Origin of the sequence: Vibrio sp. 03-59-1 (genome assembly GCF_013114135.1) — a bacterium.
In the GTDB taxonomy this organism is placed as follows: domain Bacteria; phylum Pseudomonadota; class Gammaproteobacteria; order Enterobacterales; family Vibrionaceae; genus Vibrio; species Vibrio cortegadensis.
Window position 1 is genome coordinate 1 of the sequence record NZ_VTYA01000023.1, and the last position, 25922, is coordinate 25922.

General features: G+C 40.7%; 18 protein-coding genes. 2 read left to right on the plus strand and 16 right to left on the minus strand.

What is annotated here, in order from left to right:
• Nucleotides 1–286: 286 nt before the first annotated feature.
• The 3 genes from F0249_RS17825 to matP form a co-directional block, all read right to left on the minus strand.
• A complete protein-coding gene (locus tag F0249_RS17825) occupies nucleotides 287–1501 on the minus strand; it encodes an HDOD domain-containing protein (RefSeq protein ID WP_171757373.1) in 1215 nt (404 codons plus the stop codon).
• A 650-nt stretch (nucleotides 1502–2151) separates the two neighbouring features.
• Nucleotides 2152–2463, minus strand: a complete 312-nt coding sequence (locus tag F0249_RS17830; RefSeq protein WP_171757374.1) for a DUF3634 family protein — start codon at nucleotides 2461–2463, stop codon at nucleotides 2152–2154.
• A gap of 14 nt (nucleotides 2464–2477) precedes the next feature.
• Nucleotides 2478–2927, minus strand: coding sequence for a macrodomain Ter protein MatP (matP, locus tag F0249_RS17835; protein WP_136995449.1), 450 nt, complete (start codon nucleotides 2925–2927; stop codon nucleotides 2478–2480).
• Nucleotides 2928–3092: 165 nt separating this feature from the next.
• On the opposite strand from matP, the gene F0249_RS17840 reads away from it, so the two are divergent.
• Nucleotides 3093–4748: a Lon protease family protein gene (locus tag F0249_RS17840; protein WP_171757375.1), complete on the plus strand. Its 1656-nt coding sequence runs from the start codon at nucleotides 3093–3095 to the stop codon at nucleotides 4746–4748.
• A 70-nt stretch (nucleotides 4749–4818) separates the two neighbouring features.
• The gene (gene fabA, locus F0249_RS17845; protein WP_017053650.1) at nucleotides 4819–5337 is read left to right on the plus strand and encodes a bifunctional 3-hydroxydecanoyl-ACP dehydratase/trans-2-decenoyl-ACP isomerase; all 519 of its coding nucleotides are present in this window, start codon (nucleotides 4819–4821) and stop codon (nucleotides 5335–5337) included.
• 161 nt (nucleotides 5338–5498) lie between these two features.
• Here fabA and rmf read toward each other — a convergent pair whose 3' ends face one another.
• The 13 genes from rmf to proQ form a co-directional block, all read right to left on the minus strand.
• Nucleotides 5499–5672, minus strand: a complete 174-nt coding sequence (rmf, locus tag F0249_RS17850) for a ribosome modulation factor (protein WP_017053649.1) — start codon at nucleotides 5670–5672, stop codon at nucleotides 5499–5501.
• A 152-nt stretch (nucleotides 5673–5824) separates the two neighbouring features.
• Nucleotides 5825–7519 (minus strand): DUF3466 family protein, encoded by a 1695-nt coding sequence (locus F0249_RS17855; RefSeq protein ID WP_171757376.1) that lies wholly within the window; start codon nucleotides 7517–7519, stop codon nucleotides 5825–5827.
• Nucleotides 7520–7534: 15 nt separating this feature from the next.
• Nucleotides 7535–9451: an ABC transporter ATP-binding protein gene (locus tag F0249_RS17860; protein ID WP_017053647.1), complete on the minus strand. Its 1917-nt coding sequence runs from the start codon at nucleotides 9449–9451 to the stop codon at nucleotides 7535–7537.
• Complete coding sequence (locus tag F0249_RS17865) at nucleotides 9429–9671, minus strand: glutaredoxin family protein (protein WP_084654797.1); 243 nt, start codon at nucleotides 9669–9671, stop codon at nucleotides 9429–9431. Before F0249_RS17865 ends, F0249_RS17860 begins: the two co-directional genes overlap by 23 nt.
• 5 nt (nucleotides 9672–9676) lie before the next feature.
• A complete protein-coding gene (gene rlmKL / locus F0249_RS17870) occupies nucleotides 9677–11812 on the minus strand; it encodes a bifunctional 23S rRNA (guanine(2069)-N(7))-methyltransferase RlmK/23S rRNA (guanine(2445)-N(2))-methyltransferase RlmL (RefSeq protein ID WP_017053645.1) in 2136 nt (711 codons plus the stop codon).
• A 694-nt stretch (nucleotides 11813–12506) separates the two neighbouring features.
• On the minus strand, nucleotides 12507–13049 hold the full coding sequence (locus F0249_RS17875; RefSeq protein WP_017053644.1) for a cell division protein ZapC: 543 nt from the start codon (nucleotides 13047–13049) through the stop codon (nucleotides 12507–12509).
• A 164-nt stretch (nucleotides 13050–13213) separates the two neighbouring features.
• A complete protein-coding gene (gene pyrD, locus F0249_RS17880) occupies nucleotides 13214–14224 on the minus strand; it encodes a quinone-dependent dihydroorotate dehydrogenase (RefSeq protein WP_113796658.1) in 1011 nt (336 codons plus the stop codon).
• Nucleotides 14225–14270: 46 nt separating this feature from the next.
• Nucleotides 14271–19115: an NAD-glutamate dehydrogenase gene (locus F0249_RS17885; protein WP_171757377.1), complete on the minus strand. Its 4845-nt coding sequence runs from the start codon at nucleotides 19113–19115 to the stop codon at nucleotides 14271–14273.
• 189 nt (nucleotides 19116–19304) lie between these two features.
• Complete coding sequence (locus F0249_RS17890) at nucleotides 19305–19523, minus strand: DUF2835 domain-containing protein (protein WP_136995443.1); 219 nt, start codon at nucleotides 19521–19523, stop codon at nucleotides 19305–19307.
• A 73-nt stretch (nucleotides 19524–19596) separates the two neighbouring features.
• Nucleotides 19597–22203 (minus strand): aminopeptidase N, encoded by a 2607-nt coding sequence (gene pepN / locus F0249_RS17895; protein WP_171757378.1) that lies wholly within the window; start codon nucleotides 22201–22203, stop codon nucleotides 19597–19599.
• 196 nt (nucleotides 22204–22399) lie between these two features.
• Complete coding sequence (locus F0249_RS17900) at nucleotides 22400–23068, minus strand: hypothetical protein (RefSeq protein ID WP_171757379.1); 669 nt, start codon at nucleotides 23066–23068, stop codon at nucleotides 22400–22402.
• A gap of 161 nt (nucleotides 23069–23229) precedes the next feature.
• Nucleotides 23230–25236, minus strand: coding sequence for a carboxy terminal-processing peptidase (gene prc / locus F0249_RS17905; protein WP_171757380.1), 2007 nt, complete (start codon nucleotides 25234–25236; stop codon nucleotides 23230–23232).
• Nucleotides 25237–25253: 17 nt separating this feature from the next.
• Complete coding sequence (proQ, locus tag F0249_RS17910; RefSeq protein ID WP_113796646.1) at nucleotides 25254–25880, minus strand: RNA chaperone ProQ; 627 nt, start codon at nucleotides 25878–25880, stop codon at nucleotides 25254–25256.
• Between the last annotated feature and the right edge of the window lie 42 nt (nucleotides 25881–25922).

A 25922-nucleotide genomic window follows, 5' to 3' on the forward strand; every position in this document is an offset into this window, starting at 1 on the left:
CTCACGATGAGCATCTAAAGAGCCAGCAAGCTGACTCCCAGAATGAGCATATCCCTCGCCCACGTTTTGATTCAGTTAAGCAAAGCAAACCACTCAACATAAATCGGTGCAAATAATACGCACCGAGATAGCGGAGAAGATTCGGCCTCAAACGCTGCTAAACTTAGTACTATTGTTTCAATTGATTCGCAACGAGAAATTAAGTGACGCTGTAATGTATTTTCAACCAAAAAAAGCCAAACACTATTATGTTTGGCTTTAATCACTGGTGATTTACAAGCAACCTCTACAATGCGTAAGTTAACTTTCCTGGCGAGCGCGTTTTAATATTGGTAAGCGCCGCCCCTGGCATCTGCACTGTAGAAAACCAATATGGTTTGTGTTTATCTTGAAAAGCTTCACTTCTTTGCATCGCATCATAAATCGAAAATTTATGAGCCTGACCTAGCGCAGCACCATAAGCACTTCGCTCTTCAATCTCAATATTTTCCAGATCTTCGATAATTGCATTTTTAAGATGAATCGTTGCCGGCTTCCACTCAATTTCATTCAACAAGCGTTCTGTTAAACTCTTATCCATTTTACGGATAACACTAGGCAAAAAGATCAGTGATGGTTGAATATCAGCACAAGCATAGTATTCATCTTTTAGACCTACTTCTCGATATTTAGTCATGACATAAACCAAAGCATCCTCAAAAACCTGGCTACAAAGGTTACTCATCACAAACATACTCATTGTCCGCAATGTACCTAACAGAACCCCAACTTCGGGACATTTAACATCCGTTTCTTGTAATCGCATACGAGTTACATTTGAAGTAACAACTAAATGTTGCCACATTTTGGGTGCCATATGATTCGTATTTTTGTCTGACCAGCGAAGTAATGGACGAGCCATTAAGACCGGGAACAGAAGACGACAATTGTCGATTCCAATAAGTCCCAATGCTGTTTTAGCATCAACGATCCCTTTAGAACTATTTGATGAGCGTTCTGAACCTGACGTATTAACAAAATCAAGAACAGACGAACTAAGCTGATGGCTGTTGTCCAGAAGTTCCCCTAGTTTACGAAAACTCAGTGACGGTGAGTAGGCAAAAGATGCTAATTCACCAAAATCCGGTACACGTCCGAATAAGCGATTCATCTCATCTGATGCCAGTTTTTCACACATCATTCGTTCGGCAATCATTGAAACTTTATCGATAGCACTTTTTAATGTTTTTTGCTTCGTCGCTAGCTTCTCATCTTTCTCTTTTATTCTTGATTGCTCACATTCAAGTAAAATACGTTGATTGCGAGTTATCCGGTCATTTTCATCAAAAATCACATCATCACAGAAACGGTCTTGCAAGCTCAATCGCTTATCTACATCATTTTGGTCAACAATGTATTTAGGGTTAATCAGCCACTTTGCATATCGTTCTGACACTTCAGTTGTCACTCGATTTGCCATCTCTCGAGCCTGTGGTGTATAGCGTTTATTTGTTAGGAGCAATATTGCCTGTCCTTTTGCAAAAACTATCTTATGAGTTTAGCTCGAATATGATGCTAAATGATAATTATGTAATAAGAGATCTTGGTTCAGAATAATAATCATATTTTAGCTAATTACCAGAGCTAACATTAAGAGTTTTCATCAATATAGTCATTATGTTGAATTACAGCAGAAATTTATGGGGAGATATGAAGATTCAGGTACTTCTCAAGGTAGGTGTATTTAAATTTAGTCCCTTTCTGAAGATATTTTTTACTCAGTTTACATACTTTGCTATCACCACTCGTCTTTACCGATCGAATCGAAGCCCGGCGCGAATCATACCTCATTTCAATCATGACATTACAATAGCCAACGTAACCATCTGTATGCTTTCTTACATGTTTTATAAGTTTTGATTTTATCTGTTTCGCTAGCGGGTTTCTCTCTGAGTCATCGGCCAATGAGAGGCTACTAATAAACATTAAACTTGCTAAAACACATACTCTCCAATACATGGCCACACTCTCCGATCCTATGAATTACGAATGTAAGCAGTATACGGATTTGTATTTATTCAGCGTTCAAAAATGCAAAACTTGAGAGTGTGATATCAAGATGGTGTAACAATGAAACCTAGTTACCATTAATCGATGGAGCCATTGAGCCATTTATTTGCTCTTCTTCTTACCGCTTGATTTGAAACCTTGGTGCGGAAACACGTTTTTGATTCGCTGCTGTACTTTCTTTGGAACAGATTTGGAAAACACCAATTTCATCCCGGTTCTTTGACTATATACTTTTAGATCGCCATCAAAAGAGGCTTTGTCACCAATTTCAACAAGATTGTGTTTAAATGATGGAGGCAAGTGCCCTTTTGTCTTTAAAATTATGCCATTTTTAAATGAAATTTTTAATACTGGGCGATCTACTGCAACTAGCCATAGGACCAAAATGGCTGCAATCAATATTACATACATCATATTAGTAACCTCAATTATTCAGATAATAATTTACTAAGATCTTCTTTTAAATTTGTAACTGTTTTACTTGCCTTTTCACTACGGGAAGCTTCACTCAATAAGTATTCTATAGCGTCTGATAATGTACAACCTAGCTCACCAGCGCGTTGCGATAATTTTTCCCACACACGGTAATCCAAATCAATGGACTTCTTCTTTGTATGGATTTGTTCTGCATTAAAGTGACGTTTACGCTTAGCTCTAATCGCTTGTTTAAGCTTGTTGTCCAACTCCAACGCCATATGGTTTTCAATCCATTCAAGTACAAGCGTTGGCTCGTGCTCTAGTTGTTTTAGTTGTGCTACAGCATGGTCAGCTTCGCTTGAATCTATGTGTCTAGTTATTGAGGCGCCATCTTTCCATTTTTTAACTAAATATTGCCATTTCCAGCCACATTCTAAGTTTTCAAGTTGCTGATATTTCATGTGTAAAGATCCCGTTGTTAGCTAGGGTGACAGCGTAACCCAAGGTCTTAATCAAAACAATATAATCAATGTCAAAAAGGGATTCAGATCGTGAATTAGATACTGCTATTACCTACTCACTTTTTTCTATATACTTTCGATCCTTTTTATTAAACAGTAATCTCGATGAATCAAGAAGATTGGCGTTTAGCCACTCCCCAGTATGAGCAGTTTCAGCCACTATTTGAGCAGTTTTTATCTATCAAGTCACAGAGCTTCCTAGATCTACAACCAAGGTTAAGAAGTGCAATTCAAAGATTCGATCAACTTTCTAATCTATCAAGAGTGCTACTTGTTAATTCCCCTGATAATGCTGTATATCGCGAACTACTGATCTCTAGTATTCGAGAACATTCGCTAGTTCCTAGCTCGTCACCAGTCATATGCGCTGAAACGCTAGATATAGAGAGTCTGTTTGATCATTATTCAGTTTCCAACTCGGAAGTTTCTTTACTTGTCCCTGGCCTGCTCTCTCAAGCTGATGGCGGCTACCTTGTCATTTCAGCTAATTTGATTTTAGCAAATCCGTCTTTGTGGATTAAATTAAAATCAGCACTATTAGGACAACGTGTTCAAGCGATTAACAGTGCTCCAAAACAGATCACACAAAGCGTCGTGGAACGAACATTTGATATCAAGTTAATTGTTGTCGGTGATCGTGGTCAATTAGCCGATCTTGACTATTTAGATGAAGACATTCAATCCGGTTTTTGTTTATTTGGTGAAATTGAGATGGAGATGAAGGTTGAAACACCTCAATCTCTAGAGCTCTATTTGGGATATTTGAAGTGGTTAACTTTTCGATACCAACTACCTCAATTAAGTATCGATGCCCTACCTCGATTACTTACCGCAGGCGCTCGTGAAACGGAAGATCAAGAATACCTACCTGTTTGCGTAATTTGGCACAACACCATTCTGACTGAATCTGCGATTGAATCAAACCATGAAACCATCGCCTTTGAGCACATCGATCAAGCGATCGATCATAAAGCTTTCCGGGAAAATTATCTCCCGAACCGAGCTATCGATGACATTCTTGACGGACAAGTCATCATTGAAACTGAAGGTGAGCAAGTTGGTCAGGTGAATGGCTTAACGGTTATTGACGTTCCTGGGCATCCGATTAGTTATGGTGAACCCGCTCGTATTTCTTGTGTAATTCACTTTGGAGATGGTGATATCTCTGACGTTGAGCGTAAAGCTGAACTTGGTGGCAATTTACACGCCAAAGGGATGATGATAATGCAGGCCTTTGTCAGCAGCGCTTTAAACCTCGATGAACCACTTCCGTACGCAGCTTCTGTCGTGTTCGAGCAATCATACTGCGAAGTTGATGGCGACAGCGCTTCACTTGCTGAGTTATGTTCGCTTGTCAGTGCCCTGTCAGAGTACCCAATCAATCAACAGATTGCGGTGACTGGTGCTGTGGATCAATTTGGTCGCGTCCAAGCCGTTGGTGGTTTAAACGAAAAGATTGAAGGTTTCTACCGAGTATGCGAACACCAAGGCTTCACTGGTAAACAAGGCGTTGTATTGCCGAAGAGTAACCTTAAGCATCTTGCTTTACACAAAGATGTCGTAAATAGCATTAAGAATAATGAATTTCACATTTGGTCCGTATCGAATGTTGATGAAGCCATTCCGATCATCATGGATAAACCTTTCCGTGGAGATCAAGAAGACAGTGTGATCAATAAGATTGCAGAACGTATAGAAAATTTCGAAAGACACGAGCATCCCCATGGAATTGTGGATCGCATCAAGAACTGGTTTGCTTAGTACTGATCGGACTTGTTTAGCGTACACGTGTTCACTAAAATGCACGTATCAAAAATTGGAGTAATTGATAATGCAAAATAAACGTGATTCTTACACTCGCGAAGATCTTTTAGCGTCAAGCCAAGGAGAACTTTTTGGCCCAGGACGTCCTCAACTACCAGCACCAAACATGTTGATGATGGACCGTATTACAAAAATGTCTGAAACTGAAGGTGAATTTGGTAAAGGCTTGATACTAGCTGAGCTAGACATTACTCCTGATCTATGGTTTTTTGACTGCCATTTCCCAGGTGACCCTGTAATGCCAGGCTGTCTTGGCCTAGATGCAATGTGGCAACTTGTTGGATTTTTCCTTGGCTGGGTTGGTGGCGAAGGTAAAGGTCGCGCATTAGGTGTTGGTGAAGTTAAATTCACAGGCCAAATCTTACCTACGGCTAAGAAAGTAACTTACGAAATCAATATGAAGCGTGTTGTGAACCGTCGATTAGTTATGGGACTAGCAGATGGTCGTGTGTTAGTTGATGGAAAAGAAATCTACGTCGCGAAAGATCTAAAAGTGGGTCTTTTCCAAGATACCTCTAACTTCTAGTTCAAATGAGAATCTCATAAGTTTTATTAGCAGCTCAATTGAGCTGCTTTTTTATATGCGCACTTCAGCGTCAGGATTTAATTGTCTCTATCTCTAATCTCTAACGCAGAAAAGACCCATAAATGAGTCTTTTCAAATCCTATAATTGTATGAAAGGTATTTTACTTATAGAGTCCCGATTGCTTATCGTCTCTGGCATCACGCCATCCACCTAGCCAATACGAACGAGAGTCCATCTGTTGATACGGGCAAGCTTCTTGAGATTTCCCATTTAAACCTGCTTTATATCCTTGAGATTGCGCTCGATCTAGGCGATCACGTTTTTGTCTCTTCATTATGCAGTCCTCTTACGATGATTCTATTTTCTTACATACAACGGGTATTTTTTAACACCACAATTAAGAATTGCTCAAAAAACGTACTTTCTCAAGTTAAAAAAAAGCACAAATTCAAAAATGTGAACTTGTGCTTTAAAGTCGAAACTTATTTATTTTCTACGGAAACTAAATAAACCAAGCATTGTCAAAACGAGCCAGCCTAAACCTGCACCTTGGCGCTCAACCGCTGTTTGGTCATTACTTCGGACGTGAATATCATCTTTTGTTGCGTCTGAGATAGGAATCAGCTTCACCGCAACGATTTGTTCTTGAGTGTCACCGCCACCGCAGTATGAATTATGTGACGTTGTATCGTATCCACCAGCAACTGAGCACTTAATTGCCGTCGCTGAAATTACGCCAGCATCGTTGATATCTGTTGCATCGATGACACGGAAAGCATTATTAGCCTCTGAAATAGTGAGATCACCATCAGTTTCACCATTGGTTAGATCATCCAACCACCATGCTTTATTATCGAAAATAGCTTGGCGATCAGAAACAGAACCTTGCGCTTGCGTCCCATAAGGATAAATAAACCCACGGTGTTTACGAGCACGACCGCCATCTTCACGGTTGGTTTCAGCGTCAATTTGGCCAACAATTTCATTGAAATTATTGATCGCACCCGCTTTTCCACCAGCGCCAGTAAAGAAAATAGATTCAGTGCCATTTAGCATCGTGGTAGTAGTTCCATCCGTAGAGTCATCATAAGTTGAAACAAAAATTTTATCTGGATACGCACCGCTATCGGCATTACCACTATTGTAGTGCTTCGCTTGTCCAAGAATAAGATGGTTTTTATTAATGTCGACTGCAGTAGAGTGAAGATAAACACTGTCGCTGGCAGTTCTTTGCACACCACTAATAGGCTTCTGAGTCCAAGTTGCAGCTGCTAAGTCTTTAGAAGTACTTTCGAACACGGTGGCATTCATGTACTGATCGTCGTAATTATTAAAGCCAACCGCAATGATCTTATCTGCATCGACATAAAATGAACGAAGACTTGCTTGTGCTAGCGCATCTTCATCTTTCTCTACACCACCAGCCGCCCAATCTAGTTCAACTGTTTTAGAACCGTTCCAAATAGCCGCTTTTGATGCGTAGTAAGCACCATTATCATTGGTTACTGCTGTCGAAACGCTACCAGCACTATATGTACCATCACTAAACCATGCTCGTGATTGATATGGTACATCAGTAAGAGTTAACGCATTCGGCGCAACCGCTTGGTTTCTTGTACCATCAATAATACTCTGGTTGCCTACAGGTTTCCCATCAGAAGTAAGAGCATTAATCACATTATTAAAATTACTGTTTATCCAAGCACTTGCGTCGCCTTCAACAAAAGCTAATGCATTTTGTTCTTTGTTCAGTTCTTTACTGTAACCTTCCCACTCAACACTCGCCCAAGTTTTGCAGGTGTTATATTGTAAATAAGCATCACAGTAATCTTCAAAATCACCGGCTTCTTGAACATAGCTGAAGGAATTGTCCATCCCAAAAGGCGCTTCTTCACGGTAACTGATACCTTCTGCCCAATTACGGGTATCACCTGCCAACTTATAAGCTTCACAGGCAGTGCTATCAGCTGAAGATTCAAAACAGCCTAATTGACTGGCTCCTGCATCATAGTTAGCAACAACAGGTTGAATAGTTTCACCATACACTTCTACATATTGATCAGCTGAAACCCCCGTAGGGGCAACTTCAACGATCTTGTAGAGGGCTGCATTTGCTGAAGTCGCAGCTAAAATAGTAGCGGCGACAGTGGTTAGCTTAAATGTAGCTAACTTTAAATTCATACGACTCATTAACAATTAACTTTCCTGTTGCATTGCTTCAAGCTCTTCCCAACGCTCAAAAGCAACTTCAAGCTCCTGCTCGGTGGCAGACAACTTGTCTAAAATGGGTTGTGTTTGCTCTGCTAGCTGAACAAAGAAATTGGGATCGTTCACTTGAGACTGCAGTGCTTCAATTTGTGTTTCTAACTCTTCTAAACGAGAAGGTAAAAGTTCTAACTCTCGCTGTAGCTTATACGATAACTTCTTCGCTTTAGCTTTTACTGGTGCGGTTTTGGGAGTTTCCTCAACCACTTTCTGTTTCTTTGGTGACTTTTCAACCACTCGATACTGCTGAGCTTGCAGCCTTTGTTGCTGAGCATCGTGATAACCACCCACAAACTCTTCAACTTGACCATTACCTTCAAATATCCAGCTCGTCATTACCGTATTATCTACAAACTGACGATCGTGGCTTACAAGAAGTAAAGTACCCTGATAGTTGGCAAGCAAATCTTCTAAAAGTTCCAATGTTTCGATATCTAAATCATTGGTTGGTTCATCAAGAATCAATAAATTATTCGATTTAAGGAAGATCCGAGCCAATAACAGTCTATTTTTCTCACCACCAGACAGTGCTTTAACTGGCGTACGAGCACGCTTTGGCGAGAATAAGAAATCTTGAAGGTAGCTAAGTGCATGACGCTCTCTGCCGCCGACAGTCACTTCTTGCTTCCCTTCAGCAAGGTTATCAATTACAGATTTTTCTGGATCTAAAATTTCGCGATATTGATCGAAATACGCCACTTCTAACTTAGTACCACAATGCAAACGACCAGAATCAGGCTGCAATTTGTCTAATAACAACTTGAGAACTGTACTCTTACCACAGCCATTAGGCCCGATAAGTGCGATACGGTCACCACGCATAATATTGAAGCTGAAATCAGAAACAATCTGCTTGCCTTCAAACGCAAAAGATAGGTTTTCAGCTTCAAATACAATCTTACCTGAGCGAGCCGAGGTATCGATTTGCATATTAGCCTTACCTTGCACTTCACGTCGGTTAGAACGTTCTTCACGTAGTTTCTTAAGTGCTCTTACACGACCTTCATTACGAGTACGACGGGCTTTGATACCTTGTCTGATCCAAACTTCCTCTTGAGCAAGCTTTTTATCAAACTCAGCATTTTGCATCTCTTCAACACGCAGCGCTTCTTCTTTCTCTATTAGGTAATTTTCGTAATCGCCAGGGTAAGAGCACAATTTACCGCGATCCAAATCAACAATACGTGTCGACATCGATTTGATGAATGCGCGATCGTGAGAAATGAAGATTATTGACCCACGAAAATCCTTTAAGAACCCCTCTAGCCATTCAATTGTCGTAACATCAAGGTGGTTAGTTGGTTCATCAAGGAGTAATACATCCGGATCACACACTAATGCACGAGCAAGTGCCGCTTTGCGCTGCCAACCACCAGATAATTCCGTCAGTTTGGTTTCAGCATCTAATTTAAGAGCAGCTAATACATTCGTTACACGATCTTCGAAACGCCAAGCATTTGAGTGATCAAGCTGTTCTTGTACACGAGATAAACGGTTAATATTCTTCTCTGATGGGTCGATAGCAATAAGATCAAGAAGATCATGGTAGATCTTAAGTTGCTCACCAACTTCAGCCAAACCACCAGACACGTATTGATAAACCGTACCTTCTTCGTTACGTGGTGGATCTTGTTCTAATCGAGAAACAACAACATCTTGCGTGATCTGAATTTTTCCATCATCTAGCAAAACATCGCCTGCTAGAATCTTCATCAGTGTTGATTTACCCGCACCATTACGACCCACGAGACAAACCCGCTCGTTTTCTTGCAGAGCAAAATCTGCATGATCAAGTAATGGGTGGTCACCAAAAGCCAGTTGTGCGTTATGTATGGTAAGTAATGCCATTGTTATTTAACCAGTCTTGTAATTCTTGCAGGCCGAAAGGCCAATTAATTTCTGAATTTTGATATTTGAGCACAGGTATTGTGACCCCGTAACGTGAAAACAACTCATCATCAAAAGCGATATCCACTACTTCAACTTGGTCTGTCAAATTCAAGCTTTGAAGTAGTTCGAATGCCATCTCACATAGATGGCACCCTTCTGTACTGTATAATGTCAGCACTTTAATTAACCTTGAGCAGCATCACTGTGCGTAATCACCCAGCAATTGTGAATGTGCTTATTACGTGAGAAATCTAGTGGTAAGGTTTGGTGTGAAATATTACGAGCAGACAAGCCTAACTCTTTCAACGCATCTAAATCCATTTTGAAGTGACGTTTGTTATTAGAGAAAACAATCGTCCCCTGCTCATTCAAGATACGTTTTAAGTTCTCCATCAGCATAATATGATCACGCTGAATATCGAAAGATTGCTCCATACGCTTTGAGTTAGAGAACGTTGGCGGATCGATAAAAATAAGATCGAATTTATCTGTCGCCTTCGCTAACCACTGTAGGCAGTCTGCTTGCTCAAACTTATGTTGCTTACCTGATTGACCGTTCAGCGCAAGGTTCTCTTTCGCCCAATCTAAATAAGTGTTCGACATATCAACCGTCGTCGTTGATTTAGCACCACCACACGCAGCATGAACTGTTGCAGAGCCTGTGTACGCGAACAAGTTTAGGAAATCTTTACCCGCTGCTAACTCACCTAGCTTACGACGAGTCAACTTATGATCAAGGAACAGGCCTGTATCAAGATAGTCTGTTAGATTAACGATAAGCTTAACGCCGTATTCGTTGACTTCCATCTTAGACGACTGCTGAGCCAATTTTTGGTATTGCGAACGTCCTTTCTGTTTTTCACGAACTTTAAGTACAACGTTATTTGCATCCACACCTGTCACTTGAATGCTTGCTCGAATGATGTCGGTTAAACGGCGTTTTGCTTTCTCTTCAGGTACATCTTTCGGCGCCGCATACTCTTGGATCACAAGGTAACCTGGGTATACGTCAATAGCAACATTGTACTCAGGTAAATCTGCATCATAGATTCGGTAGCAATCCAGTTTCTCTTTACGTGCCCACTTGCCTATTTTACCAATGTTTTTCTTTAAGCGGTTAGCAAAGTCAGGAGCGACAACGGTCTGTTGATCAGCTTCCGGACGTTCTGACATCGGGCGATCTGAGATTGAATAGTTCTTTTGGTGACACGGTAACGCACCGTTATTCAATTTATACTGTTTTTCAGCTCGCATGCGTAAGCAACTAAGCAGCTCATCATTACTTGAGAAAATTGATGCTTGGCAACCACCAAACTCTGATTTCAGTTGCGCACCAAACGCAGTGTAAAGCGCAATAAGGCCAGGAGCTGTACCCAAACGTTCACCATATGGTGGGTTTGAGACAATCACACCATTGTTAAATTCAGCAGGTTTCTTGAGTTGAGCCGCATCACCCAACGTAAATTCGATAAGGCTCTCTACACCAGCACGACGAGCATTATCACGCGCAGTTTGTAAAACGCGCGGATCGTTATCTACGCCATAGAATTTGCATTCTACCTTCTTAACACCACGGCGAGCTTGTACGCTTGCTTCAGATTTTACTTCTGCCCATGTTTCTGGCTCAAAATCTTCTAGAGCTTGGAAGCCCCAAGATTGGCGCTTAACACCTGGTGCCATATTCGCTGCCATCATCGCAGCTTCAATGACCAACGTACCAGAACCACACATAGGGTCTAAGAAAGGTTTCGTTGCATCCCAGCCACTACGTAGAATAACGGCAGCTGCAAGCGTTTCACGTAAAGGCGCTCGGCCAGACTCTGGGCGGTAACCACGCTGATGAAGACCACTCCCCACCATATCAATACCAATCAAAGCTTTATCACGGTGTAAACGTACGTGAATACGAAGATCCGGCTGATCTTTACTGATCGAAGGACGAGGTAAACCTTTCTTTTCGAAACAATCAACAACCGCATCTTTTACTTTCATTGCGCCATATTGACTATTACGTATCTCATTATTTGTACCGTTGAAATCAACAACAAATCGCTTTGAACTGTGGAAGTGATTTACCCAGTTCACTGATGTTGATGACAAGTACAAGTCCATATCATCTTGGCAAGTGAATTCAGACAAAACACGTACAAATCTAGATGCTAAACGACTCCACAAACAGCAACGGTAGATCTGTTCATTCGTTGCTTTAAATTTCACACCGGCTTGAACCGGTTTTGGGTCAGAGATCCCTAATTGCTTTAGTTCTTCAACTAATAGGTTCTCAAGGCCGTTTGAGGTAACCGCTAGATATTGATTCATAGTGTTCTTTTATTAATAAAAAAATGAGCTTGATTATACCTGAGATTGCAGAGGATTCATCAAACTAACTGATTCTTTTCTTTCTAAAACCGCTCAAATGCTCATCAAACCACCAGCTTAGCTTCTCTATCGACATTTTCATTCGAAAACTCAGCACTCTTGAATCAGCACCATAAACAAAGGGGTTTATTGATAGTGAATACTTATTCGCGCTAATTTTGGACTATACCAGATTGGTTTTTAAGGTGAAATTTAGCTACAAATCTTCATAAACAGGGAATAATATTGGCATTAAGGAGGATATGCAGTGCTTGAAAGTGTCACAACGAGAGAAAAATATTTTCATTTTCTGTATACGTATCATTAGTAAGACACATACAGGGTAGATATATTGATTGATTAATAGGCAATTTGGGGGCTAGTGACACCTTATATTACATCTAAGATATATAGGCTATATGGCTTATTTATTGACATTCTCATTAATACAGAGAATATCTGTTAATCTCCCCCACCCATTAAGCCTATTTTTTACAAGAATTTACGGGCGAATTTAATGGAGTTATTCAAGGAAGGAGTATTTAACGGAATGGTGACGTGAATAATTGAGTTATAGCAGAAGGAGGCTGATAACTAGCTATGTAGTGGGAATTAAACTGTGTTGGACATCAAGGTGCTGGGCATTAAGGGATTGTTAGCCGACTAATGCAATGTGATTAGATGCTAGGATATGATTTGCACATGCCATGCGGTCATGCATCACTTTAATAGAATCACCAAAATTGAGCATTTTGGATGAAGTAAGCATAAATGAGTCACGCTCTACCGATATACACAGGCTAGCGTTATCCCCTACCTCTAGAACGATGAAGTGTCCTTGCCCGTTCTCATTGACCAAGCTAATAATATCACCTTCACAAGGCTGATAGCCTTCGCCTTGATAATCGAAGAACCAGCTCTTAGGTTGTACTGGTTTATGGAAACGTTTAGCCGCTACGCAATATAAGGTAAGTTCGGCTTGGCGAGGTTCGCTTAAGCCTAAATATTGGATTTGTTCTTTGTATGTTTGAAAAGCAGAGGCATCATCAACTGTGAATTCATTATTTCCAATTGCACAGTCAACCAATAGTTTACGAACCAAGTTTGTTTGAAACAGCATATTTTGACCGAGATCTAGCATTAAGCTAGAGCTCTCGTCTTCAAAATACCACTTCCATGTATCGCTCGGTTTCAACATTACTTTGTCTCATATCTTCAAGATAAACGTAGGAATTAAAAAAAAGCACCACTGCTATTTCTTCAATAAATACAATTCTACAAAGCAAAGCGAAAAAAAAAAGGGGAAATCATTTCCCCTTCTACATTTAAAACGACCCAGTAACTTATTGCAATTTAATAAATTTATAGATTTTTAACGATATCTCGTACTAAACCTGGACCTTTATAGATGAAGCCTGAGTAAACCTGTACGAGTTTAGCGCCAGCCATCATCTTCTCTTTTGCTGCAACATAAGAGTCGATACCACCCACTCCTATAATCGGGAGTTTATCACCAAGTTCTTCATGAAGCTTACGAACGACTTCAGTACTGCGTGATTGAACAGGACGTCCACTTAAACCGCCCGCTTCATTTGAAAACTTCATTCCTTCAACGATTGAGCGATCAAGAGTGGTGTTGGTTGCGATAACACCATCGATCTTATTGTTGATCAGAGATTGGCAAATCTGACTAATTTCATCATCACTCAAATCTGGTGCAATTTTCAATGCAAGAGGTACATACTTACCATGTTTCTGTTCTAACTCTGATTGTTTCACTTTTAGATCTGAAAGCAATTCATCAAGAGCCTCTCCATATTGAAGAGAACGAAGACCAGGAGTATTTGGTGAAGAGATGTTTACCGCAATATAGCCTGCGTACTGATACACTTTTTCCATACAAATTAGGTAATCATCGCTACCCTTTTCGATTGGTGTATCTTTGTTTTTACCAATGTTAATCCCAAGTACGCCATCGTAATTTGAACGCTTAACATTCTCGACGAGTACATCTACGCCAAGATTATTAAAGCCCATACGATTGATGATACCTTCCGCTTCAACAAGGCGGAACATACGTGGTTTATCATTGCCCGGTTGAGGAAGAGGAGTAACCGTGCCGACTTCAATGAAACCAAAGCCCATTGCACCGAAAGCATCGATACATTCGCCATTTTTATCTAAGCCAGCCGCTAGCCCTACAGGGTTCTTAAAAGTAAGTCCCATGCATTCAACTGAACGTTGAGGTAGTTGTTGACGATAAAAAAGATCAATAGGTGTGCCGGTAAAGCGTTGAAGATTTTGGATTGCAAGATCATGTGCCTTTTCGGCATCAAGTTGGAAAAAGCCACTTCTGGCAAGACGGTAGAGCATTGTGCCTCCGATAATAAAAAGCCCCGTATAAACGGGGCTGTATTATTTACTCATTTGCCGAACAATTCAAATTTAATAACATCAATTCCCGTAAAGCGACGGAAAATTTAGCAAATTCATGAACAGAACCAACTTTGAACTCATTTAAGATGCTCTCCCAGCGATGAAGAGAAATTGAATTCGCGTCAATCCACTCATCAAGCGCCTTCATCACATCAAGATCTTCTGGCGCGCAACCACAACTCAGAACTTGTCCCGTTAATTGGCGTTGTTGCCAATCTAAGTCTTCTCGGAATGCAGCTCTTGCAAGTGCTTGCCAGTTATTATCTACGCCTTGACCGTTAATTTGCTTCAAGAACCAGTGAAGTGAAAGTCTGTCACCCAAGTTAAAGTACAACTTAGCCGCTTGAACGACTGTTTTACCTTTTTCACGGGATACTGTGGATATATCCAGTGCTGAGTATAAACTAGACAACCTTGCAACATAATTAGCAAGTTCAGTATCAATGCCGCGATCAATCCATGACTTCGCTAACTCATTATGTTCTGCAACTTCATCAGGAACCAGTAGGTCATCAAGCTTATCAACAATGGTATCGACATCATTTTGATAAAGAGCAATGAGTTCTTTAACTGATAACTTACCTGTTCTATTTCGTAGTAACCAACGAGATAAACGGCGAAGTGTACGACGAACATAAAACATTAAATCATATTGTGCCGTTGATTCCGCTTGGTTATCTAACTGTCGTAAGTTCTTAAGAACCTCACCCAAACCAAATATTTCACGCGCAGCGGCATAAGAATTCGCAATGTCGGCAATAGTCGCCCCTGTCTCCTCTTGCAAACGAGTGACAAAATTGCAGCCCATCTCATTAACCATTTGGTTGGCGAGACCTGTTGCTATAATTTCTGCACGTAACGGATGGTTATCCATATGTGATAAATAGTTACGACGTAACGCTGTCGGGAAGTATTGTGTTAATTGCTGTGAATGGAACTCATCTTTTGCAATTTCATCACAAACAAGATCTTCTTTAAGCACCATTTTGCCATAAGCAATCAGAACCGAAAGTTCTGGTCGAGTGAGCGCTTTACCCAATTTCTCTCTTTCTAGTAGTGTCTCATCATCAGGGATGTACTCAAGAGCACGATCTAGGTAGCCACCTTTCTCCATTGCGTGAATAAAGCGTATCTGCTCTTTCACCAATGATACCCCTTGATGTTCCGTCACAGAGATTGATTCAGCCTGGCAGTAAGCATCATCCAGAACGATCTCACCCACTTCATCTTCCATTGACTCAAGCACTTGATTACGCTGCTTAACCGTCATATCGCCATTTGAGACTAAACCATTCAAGAAAATCTTAATGTTAACTTCATTATCAGAGCAGTCTACGCCCCCAACGTTATCGACAAAGTCTGTATTCACACGACCGCCAGTAAGAGCGTATTCAATACGACCTAACTGAGTCATACCCAAGTTGCCGCCTTCTCCGACAATCTTAGCTTTAAGATCTTTACCATCAATACGGAGCGAATCATTTGCGCGGTCACCGACATTCGTATGGGTTTCAGTAGAGGCCTTAACATAAGTACCAATCCCCCCATTCCAAAGTAGATCAACGTTCATTTTCAAGATCATTTTGATCAAATCATTTGGCGTTACGGATCCTTTCTTCGTACCAAGCATCTTCTGGATCTCAGGTGTCAGAGAGATAGACTTAGCTCGACGAGAGAAAATACCACCACCTTTAGAGATGAGATCCGTATTGTAATCTTCCCAACTTGATCTTGGCAGGTTGAACAGACGGTTTCGCTCTTCCCAACTTGGTGCCGACTCGGGATTCGGGTCAATGAAAATATGCATGTGGTTAAACGCGGCTTGCATGCGAATATGTTTCGATAGCAACATGCCATTACCAAACACGTCCCCAGCCATATCACCGACGCCAATTGCGGTGAAATCCGTTTGTTGGCAATCAATACCCATTTCACGGAAATGACGTTTAACCGACTCCCAACCCCCTTTCGCAGTAATACCCATTGCTTTATGGTCGTAACCATTAGATCCACCAGAAGCAAAGGCATCACCTAGCCAGAAATTGTACTCTTCTGACACTGAGTTCGCTAAATCAGAGAATGTAGCAGTACCTTTATCTGCGGCTACAACCAAATACGGGTCATCTTCATCATGACGAACCACGTTCTTCGGAGGGCTTACCTCACCTTCAATGATATTATCTGAAACATCCAGAAGTGCGCGAATGAATCGTTTATAACAGCGCTGACCTTCTGCAAAAATCGCATCACGAGTAGTGAAGTTATGCTGACGTTTACAAACGAAGCCACCTTTTGCACCCACGGGTACGATTACGGTATTTTTTACTTGTTGAGCTTTTACTAAACCTAGAATCTCAGTACGGAAATCTTCTTGGCGATCTGACCAACGTAAACCACCACGTGCGACCTTGCCTCCACGTAGGTGCACACCTTCAATATCTGGTGCGTACACAAATATCTCAAACTCTGGCACAGGTGCCGGAATTTCTGGGATATCTTTCGGCTTCATTTTTAAAGCGAGCCAAGGTTTAGACTGTTTATTCTCATCCAACTGGTAGTAGTTGGTACGCAGCGTGGCAGAAATCATCTCCATATAACGACGAATAATTCGGTCATCATCGAGACTTTCTACGTGATCAAGCTGTTCAGTGATCTTCGCGATCAAATCGGTTTGACCTTTGATTCGGCCTTTCGCTTTTGGATCAAAACGCTTAACAAAAAGATCGACTAACCCTTTTGCTAGATTAGGATAATGAGACAGTGTTTCTTCAATGTACTGCTGACTGAATGGGAAGCCGACTTGACGCATATAGCGAGCATAAGCACGTAAAATTGAAATTTCACGCCCAGTTAGACCCGCTCCAAGAACCAAACGGTTAAATCCATCACTCTCTAACTCACCAGACCAAATTGCCGCAAATGCTTGTTGGAAACGATCTCTTGCTTCTCTAAGATCGACGGTTGCTTCACTTTTATGAAGCATGGAGAAATCAAGGATCCAGTACGTACGACCATTGGATTTTCTAACTTCGTATGGAGACTCACCGATAACACGTAAACCAAGGTTTTCAAGCATTGGCATTACGTCTGAAAGGTGGATTGGCTCATCACTGTGATAAAACAGCTTCAAGCGCACCGCTTTTGAGTCTGCAGTTTCTTCTTGTGGACGATAAAACAGCATCCCCAGCTTATTCTCTTCACTTAATGCTTCAAGTCTTTCAATATCAGCAACCGCAGAGCCTGGCATCATGTCATCTTTGTATGAACGTGGGAAAGCTCGCATGTACTCTTTGGACAGCGGTAAACCTTTGCTTTCACCAAAGTTTGCAACAATAGAATCGGATAAACGATCGTCCCAAGATGAAGATACTTCCATTAGATTTTGCTCGATCGTTTTTGCGTCAACATTGATATTGCTTTCGTTTGCACGAACAATGTAATGCGTTCTCGCTAGTGGGCTCTCTGAAAAATAAGTCGTAAATTCTACTTCTTGTTCACAGCCAAAGTACTGCTTCAAAATGCGTTGAGTCTGGCGGCGAAGTTCCGTGTTGTAACGGTCTTTGGTAACGTAAACCATGCAACTAAAGAAACGACCAAACGGGTCTTTACGTACGAACAAACGCAACATATCTCTATCTTGCATTTGAACCACGCCCATCCCGACTTCAAGAAGCTCTTCTTCTTTTGCTTGGATAAGCTCATCACGAGGATAGTTTTCTAAAATATTGTGAAGCGCTTTATAGGAGTACGAACCATCACGATATTGACTCGCATCTAGGATACGTTTTACTTTCTCACGAACCAATGGAATGCTTGCGACACCTTGGTTATAAACAGCTGATGTATACAACCCAGTAAAGCGGTGTTCACCTGTCACTTTGCCATTTTCATCAAACTTTTTGATACCAATATAATCGGTATAAGCTGGACGATGTATACGAGAAGCTGTGTTGCCTTTTGTCAGTATCAGCAAAAATGGTTTCTTTGCTTCTAAACGCGCAGAATCTGAGAATTCAGATAACTTCACACTTCTTACGCGATCTGGATTAGCAAATAGCCCTAAGCCTTTATCCTTTGTTGGTCTAAGAAGAGTATCCCCATTTTCAGAAACAAGGTCGTACTCTTTGTACCCCATAAAGGTAAAGTTGTGATCACCTAACCAACGGATAAATGCGGTTGTTTCATCAAAACGGTCGCTCTCAATTGGAATAATCGATTTATTTGCTTCAACTTGATTGGTCACTTCTTCAAGGCGTTCAACCATTAGTAACCAATCATTGACCACCAAACCTGTATCATTGAGAATTTCTATTAACTCATTTTTAAGGTGAGTCATCTCTTCTTTGCTGCTCAATCTATCCACTTCTACATGAAAAAGAGATTGGAAAGCACCTTTGCCATTATTCACATCGACAATTGCGCCATCCTTTGTACGATCAAGTTGAGTTGGACCATGAAGCATCAGGTGAGAAGAGAGATCAAGACGGTTGAGAGCCATCTTTACAGAATCGACAAGAAATGGACTATCTGGAACGACAATTTCGACAATAGTATGTGTCGATTGCCAACCTTGGCGGCTTACTGTTGGATTGAAAACCCGTACCGAAATGTCTTCCGCTTTCTTTTCTGAGATATGATGCCATAGGCTGATTATTGCACCATAAAGATCAGATTCATTCCTTTGGACTAAATCATCCTGTGAAATATTACTAAACATATGTTTAGCGAGATGTGTAACTAAAGGCTGATGAGCAAGCTCGAGTTTGTCTTGAATAAGTTGGTACACTTTTTCAAGCAGAACCGGCACTACAATTTCACGCGCGGTCATATTCATACTCCACAATTAGATTTATCTTTATTATAGGGGATCGCCAGATTTGCATATCTAGCTTAGGTAATGCTTAATCTTATTGTAAAAGTTTTATTGATAAATAGTTAATTGTTTTGGGGCTGGTAGGAGGTGAAATGTTTGATAATGTGATTAAGATTCTATTTAACTCTCTGAAAATCTTGAAGGTCACAGAGCTTCTAACTTTATAAACCTGTTATTTTGGTCAGTTGTTAGTCTAAAGCGTCCTTTAAGGCCAATTTGGCTAATAAACGGGCGAAATCGTGATGCTGGCAATTGCAAACGCAACCCATTTTCTGTAACAACTTGCACGGTGCTTGCTGCGCCTGAGTAGTGAGAGAAAAAAGCTTGGTAGCTGATGTTTAGTGAAAAATGGTAATAGTTCATGATATTTTTAAATCGTTATAAATGAAAAAGGTGGCACACTGAATGTGCACCACCACTTTATCAAAATAACAAATTAAGCTTCTAGTGCTTTCGTTACTTTTTCAAACAAATCTTTTGCTAGATTATCCATTGCTTTTAATTTCTCAAGCTCCACTTTGATCAAATCTTGGCGCTGTTGATCATAGCGGCGGTACTTAAGTAATGGATCAATAAGGCGCGAAGCAACTTGTGGATTGCTGCTATTTAACTCGCGTAGGATCTCTCCTGCAAATTGATAACCTTCACCTGATTTCGCATGAAATTGAACCGCATTGAAATTCAAGAACGAACCAATCAAATTACGAGTACGGTTAGGGTTTTTCAAGCTAAATGCTGAATGTTCCATTGACACTTTAATATTATCTAAAGCATTAGGTGCAGGATTCATCCCTTGAAGCGCAAACCATTTGTCCATGACAAGTCCATCATGTTTCCACTTGTCACTGTAATCTTGCATCAAGGTTTCACGACAAGGTAACTGTGCTGCATTCGCTGCAGACATTGCCGCAATCGTGTCAGTCATGTTGTTAGCCGAGCTGTACTGCTCTACTACTAACGCATCACCATTCTCATTATTTGCTAGGAAAGCCAAACATGTATTACGTAATGAACGTTTGCCAATCGCAGCATGTTCTATCGTGTACTCATCTTGTTTTAGGCTATGGTAAGTTGCTGACAATTCATCATTCAAGTTTTGAGCTAGCGTTACTTTCATCTCTTTCAAGACAGTAGCAATCGCATCCACATCCACTTGTTTAAACCAACCAGAGACTTCGTTGTGATTTGGTAAGCTTAATACTTCTGAAATAAAGGCAGGTTCTAGTTCTTCATTCAGCAATACGCCGCGGAATGCATCGATGACGGACTCTGGCAGTTCAACATCCTTACCTTGCTGGACATTGTCGATATTGGTACGAATGTATTTACCCAGTAGCATTTGGCTTGCATCCCAACGAGCAAACTCATTGCGTGCGTTAACCATTAAGAAGATCAGTTCATCATCAGAGTAATCGTATTCTAATTTAACAGGCGCAGAAAATTCTCTTAATAGAGATGGAATCGGCTGTTCTGTTACATTTTCAAAAACGAAAATCTGTTTATCTTGCTTAACATCCAGCACATTGTGAACTTTTTCACCGTTACACTGTAGCGTAATCGGTTCGCCACTTGCACTATATAGTTCAATATCGAATGGAATATGAAGTGCTTGTTTCTCTTTCTGTTCATGTGTCGCTTCTGTAGATTGCTCAACCGTTAATGAATAGGTTTTGTTTTCTGCATCATAGTCACTTTCAACACGAAGAGTCGGCGTACCTGATTGGCTGTACCACAAACGGAACTGAGTTAAATCGACACCACTTGCTTGCTCCATTGCAGCAACGAAATCTTCACATGTTGCTGCGGTGCCATCATGGCGTTCAAAGTATAACTTCATCCCTTTTTGGAAACCTACTTCACCAAGCAAAGTATGCATCATGCGGATGACTTCGCTGCCCTTTTCGTACACAGTCAATGTGTAGAAGTTATTCATCTCAATGACTTTTTCTGGACGAATTGGGTGAGACATTGGGCTCGCATCTTCAGCAAATTGAGGGCCACGAATAGTACGAACATTTCCGATTCGATTTACAGCACGAGAACCAAGATCCGATGAGAACTCTTGATCTCTAAAGACGGTTAAGCCTTCCTTCAAACTGAGCTGGAACCAATCACGGCAGGTAACGCGGTTTCCTGTCCAGTTGTGGAAATACTCATGACCTATAACGGCTTCAATACCTAAGTAATCGGCATCGGTTGCAGTTTGGTTATTTGCTAGAACAAACTTAGAGTTAAAGATATTTAATCCTTTGTTCTCCATTGCGCCCATATTGAAAAAATCGACAGCAACGATCATGTAAATATCAAGATCGTATTCAAGGTCGAAGCGCTCTTCATCCCATTTCATTGAGTTAATCAACGATACCATTGCATGGCTAGCACGATCTAGATTGCCTTTATCTACAAAGATTTCTAGTGCAACATCACGACCTGATTTCGTGGTGTACTTATCGCGGAGTACATCAAAGTCGCCAGCGACAAGCGCAAATAAGTAGGCAGGTTTAGGATGTGGATCTTGCCATTTAACCCAGTGACGGCCACCTTCGACTTCGCCTTCATCAACTCGATTACCATTGCTCAATAACAATGGGTACTGCGCTTTATCAGCAATAACTGTTGTCGTAAATTTGGCTAATACGTCTGGGCGATCCATGTAGTAAGTTATACGACGGAAGCCTTCAGCTTCACACTGGGTGCAGAACGCACCGCCAGATTTATACAAACCTTCTAATGCACTGTTTGCTTCAGGATCAATCAAGGTAACAATCACCAACTCAAACTCACTCGGTAAGTTTGCAATCTCTAACGAAGCAGGATGAATCGTGTAGTCACTCCACTCTTCTCCGTTAACACTGATAGATTTAAGCTCTACATTGTCACCCTCTAGATTCAGCGTTGTGCTATCTAGTTGCTGTTTTACTTGAGATACAGCGGTGACTAAAGTGGCTTTATCATGTAAGTCGAAAGTCAGATCAAGGTCTGAAATTGTGTGAGATGGAGATTGATAATCTTTACGATATTTGGCTTGTGGGGTGTGTGCCATGTCTTAATCCTTGTACGTAATACTTTTAAGGGAATCTTTAACAGAGTAGTTCTACGACTTGTTGAGGCATAAAACAAGCCTAGCAATAAAAAAACGAGGTATTTAGCGGAAATACCCCGTTTAGCTGCTGAATTTACATCCAGGATTAATATTAAAGGCTAAAAATATTAATATTAGTAATAGAATTATTTTTAGCCTATTTGACGCGATTGAGCACTGCGTACATGTCGCCGTTTTCGTTTTCTAATGTCAGTTTATCGCTATCAAGTCGGTATGTTGTGTTCTGCTCACCGTTCTTATATAGCAACACTAAGTTATCACCTTCAGTGTAGTAAACACCTCGATGAATGGCCTCACTTCCTTCATCTGAAGATACTTTGAATTGGAATACAAAATCAGGCTGTAGTAGTAAATCCATTTTATTAACATTACTTGCTAATAAATCATCGCCACTTAAATGCTCACTCGACCACATCCCAGCGAGAGCGTTAGGTAATGCTTTAGTAAACATGACACCGTTCAAATTTAGCATATGATGGTTGCTTGAATAATTATAAACTTGAGGTTCGGAAGTGTTCAAACCAAGAATGATGGTGTCATCATTTGCGGCAAATAACCCTTCCCAATGATCAACGGTGTAATCTTTTTTCTGGATATCAATCTGGAATGAATAATTTGACTCTAAAGTTAACTTTATTGCTAAAAAGTTTTCAGACGATTTATTTGAATCTGGATTGATCAAATACCAATCTCCAAGTAGCAAAGGCATATCAAATTGAGTTAAATCTTTATTTTTCTCTGACACGTCATTGGCCATACTAAAGTTGGCACCAACGCAAACAAGCAACATTAAAAACCAGCGCATAATCAATCCCTCACTTTTCTTTTAAGTTTAGGTTGAGATATACGATAAATCTAAAAATTTGATCTAAATCACGTTATTTCTTTCAGCGAATTTATGAAAAAAGCGAGCTCAAGGCTCGCTTTTTATTGGATATCGATAAGTATACGACTATAAATTAGAACTTAATCAGTGCTCTCTAATTTTAGCATATCGACCATAATCGCAACGGACTCGTCTAGGTACACATCTGGAGATTCATAATCTTTTGGAACATCATCAAGTGATTTGTATGCTTCTTGCTTATCACTTTTCTGACGTAAGTTAATTCTTTCCAAACGAATTTTATCCGCTTTATCACTCTCTGCCACTCGTACTTTTTCATTCAAAGACAAAGTATTATCGTCTTTTTCAGCTTTATACTTAGCAATATCTTGAGCGATAAAGTTGAACTCCATATCCTTTTCGATACGTTGTTGATGTTGCGTAGTCAGTGTTGAAATCAACTCAGTGTTACCCTGTAACACATCGTATTTTGCTGGTGGGATACTATCCCAAGGCAGCGCATTATCTTCTACACTCTCACCCGTTTCCGAGGCTTCGATCGCTGTTGGGTATGCAATATCCGGAATCACACCTTTGTTTTGGGTGCTGCCACCGTTGATTCGATAGAATTTTTGAATCGTGTACTGAACATACCCCAACTCTTTATCAAATAAATCATAAATATGATTCAACGAACGGTGTTGTTGAACGGTACCCTTACCAAATGAGTTTTCACCCAAGATAATTGCTCGTCCGTAATCTTGCATTGCAGCAGCAAAGATTTCTGAAGCAGAAGCACTGTATCGATTCACTAACACAGTCAAAGGACCTTGATAGCTAATCTTGCCATCGGTATCACTATTGACATTGATACGGCCGTAGCTATCTCGAACTTGAACCGCAGGTCCACTTTCAATAAACAAGCCAGAAAGAGCAGTCGCTTCAGTTAATGCACCACCACCATTGTTTCGTAAGTCAACAATGATGCCATCTACATTTTGCTTTTTAAGATCAACAATAAGTTTGTCAGTATCGTTTGAAAGACCAACATAAAAACTTGGTACTTCTAACACTCCAATTTTCTTACCATCTTTCTCAATAAGCTCTGATTTTACGGCTCTATCTTCTAAACGAATCTTATCTCGGACAATTGTTACAACGTTACTTTTTGCATCTTTACCTTCGGGTAAAATCTGCAAATTAACTTTTGTACCTTTTGGCCCTTTGATTAATTGGACAACGTCATCTAAACGCCACCCAATCACATCTACGATCTCTTCGCCATCTTGTCCAACGCCAACGATGCGATCCCCTTCACCGAGTTGTTTACTACTCGATGCTGGACCACCAGCCACCAAAGAACGAATAACAGTATAATCATCTGTCATTTGTAAAACAGCACCGATCCCTTCTAGAGATAAGTTCATCTCAGATTGGAATTGTTCTGCGTTGCGAGGAGATAAGTAACTTGTATGAGGGTCAACTTCACGCGCGAAAGCATTCATATAAAGCTGAAATGCATCTTCATTATGAGATTGAGTAAGACGCTTCATTGCATTGTTGTAGCGTTTACCTAGCATTTCTTGAATCTCAGGCCACTCTTTACCCGTTAGCTTAAGATTCAACGCATCATACTTTACTCGTTTTCGCCATAACTCATCGACTTCGGCTTGATCTTTCGGCCAAGTAGCGTCAGAACGGTCAAGTTCAATAGAGTCATCAGTATCAAATTTTATTTCGTTATCAAGCACTGACAATGCAAATTTAAAACGTTCAAAACGCTTTTGCATAGAAAGGTTATAGACATCGAATGCGATTTGATTGTTTCCTGACTTTAGCTGATCATCCAGTTGTTTTGACCAATCAGTAAATGAGTCCATATCTGCTTGAGTAAAAATATTTCGATTGTAATCGAGCATTTCTACATAACGATCAAAAATGGCTTGAGAAAAATCGTCGTTGAGATTGAAGTGTTTGTAATGGGAACGGGTAAAACGAGAAGTTACTCGTTTGCTCGCAGTTTCATGTTGAACTTCTGGAGCTAATAGAGGCAAGTCATCTTGGTCTAGTTTGGCTTCAAGAGCCTGAGCTGAAGCTGCTAACCATAAGCTAGCAGCAATCAGTGTCAATTTTGAACGGCATTTCATGCGTAGGAGTATCTCCTTTATGCGCGCAAGTGCTCCGCTTTCACAACCATTTGAAGGCCATTTGCAAGTTGAACACGCACATCTTCCTTATTGATTTCAACAATGGTCGCAGCCATGTTTCCTTTACCCATGTTCACATTCACTTCTTTGCCGGTGATGAACTCATCAGCATTTAACGTGCGTGTTTCAACAGGTTTTTCTACTTTTGGTGCTTTTGGCGCGGCAGGGCGACGAGGCTGTTGAGCTTTCTTCGCTTTCTGTTTCGCTTTACCTTCTTCACGAGCTTTCTGAGCTTGCTCTTTACGACGAGCTTGCACTTTAGCTTTGCTTTCTGCTAACGCTTCTTTTGCATGATCAACGTGTTCTTGTTCAAGTTCACCACATGCGTTTCCGTCAAGATCGACACGAATTGCGCCAGCTTTTACGCCGTGAAGGTAACGCCATGATGACGTGTACTGTCTTAAAGCAGCACGAAGCTGAGTTTTACTTACTTTTTCATCTTCAGCTAAACGTTCAGCAAGATCTTGAAAAATACCAATTTTAAGTGGTTTTGCTTCACCTTCTAGAGTAAAGCATTTAGGGAAACATTCAGCAACATATGCGATAACTTCTTTGCTGTTTTTTAACTTTTCAGTGTTTTCCATGTGGGTTCCTGGTTATTTGCGGTCATTCCGCGAGCAATCTGA

Coding starts and splice junctions, on each gene's coding strand:
- F0249_RS17830 (WP_171757374.1), bottom strand. CDS start 2,463: ATGATGTATGTAATATTGATTGCAGCCATTTTGGTCCTATGGCTAGTT.
- matP (WP_136995449.1), bottom strand. CDS start 2,927: ATGAAATATCAGCAACTTGAAAACTTAGAATGTGGCTGGAAATGGCAA.
- F0249_RS17840 (WP_171757375.1), top strand. CDS start 3,093: ATGAATCAAGAAGATTGGCGTTTAGCCACTCCCCAGTATGAGCAGTTT.
- fabA (WP_017053650.1), top strand. CDS start 4,819: ATGCAAAATAAACGTGATTCTTACACTCGCGAAGATCTTTTAGCGTCA.
- rmf (WP_017053649.1), bottom strand. CDS start 5,672: ATGAAGAGACAAAAACGTGATCGCCTAGATCGAGCGCAATCTCAAGGA.
- F0249_RS17855 (WP_171757376.1), bottom strand. CDS start 7,519: ATGAATTTAAAGTTAGCTACATTTAAGCTAACCACTGTCGCCGCTACT.
- F0249_RS17860 (WP_017053647.1), bottom strand. CDS start 9,451: ATGGCATTACTTACCATACATAACGCACAACTGGCTTTTGGTGACCAC.
- rlmKL (WP_017053645.1), bottom strand. CDS start 11,812: ATGAATCAATATCTAGCGGTTACCTCAAACGGCCTTGAGAACCTATTA.
- F0249_RS17875 (WP_017053644.1), bottom strand. CDS start 13,049: ATGTTGAAACCGAGCGATACATGGAAGTGGTATTTTGAAGACGAGAGC.
- pyrD (WP_113796658.1), bottom strand. CDS start 14,224: ATGCTCTACCGTCTTGCCAGAAGTGGCTTTTTCCAACTTGATGCCGAA.
- F0249_RS17885 (WP_171757377.1), bottom strand. CDS start 19,115: ATGACCGCGCGTGAAATTGTAGTGCCGGTTCTGCTTGAAAAAGTGTAC.
- F0249_RS17890 (WP_136995443.1), bottom strand. CDS start 19,523: ATGAACTATTACCATTTTTCACTAAACATCAGCTACCAAGCTTTTTTC.
- pepN (WP_171757378.1), bottom strand. CDS start 22,203: ATGGCACACACCCCACAAGCCAAATATCGTAAAGATTATCAATCTCCA.
- F0249_RS17900 (WP_171757379.1), bottom strand. CDS start 23,068: ATGCGCTGGTTTTTAATGTTGCTTGTTTGCGTTGGTGCCAACTTTAGT.
- prc (WP_171757380.1), bottom strand. CDS start 25,236: ATGAAATGCCGTTCAAAATTGACACTGATTGCTGCTAGCTTATGGTTA.
- proQ (WP_113796646.1), bottom strand. CDS start 25,880: ATGGAAAACACTGAAAAGTTAAAAAACAGCAAAGAAGTTATCGCATAT.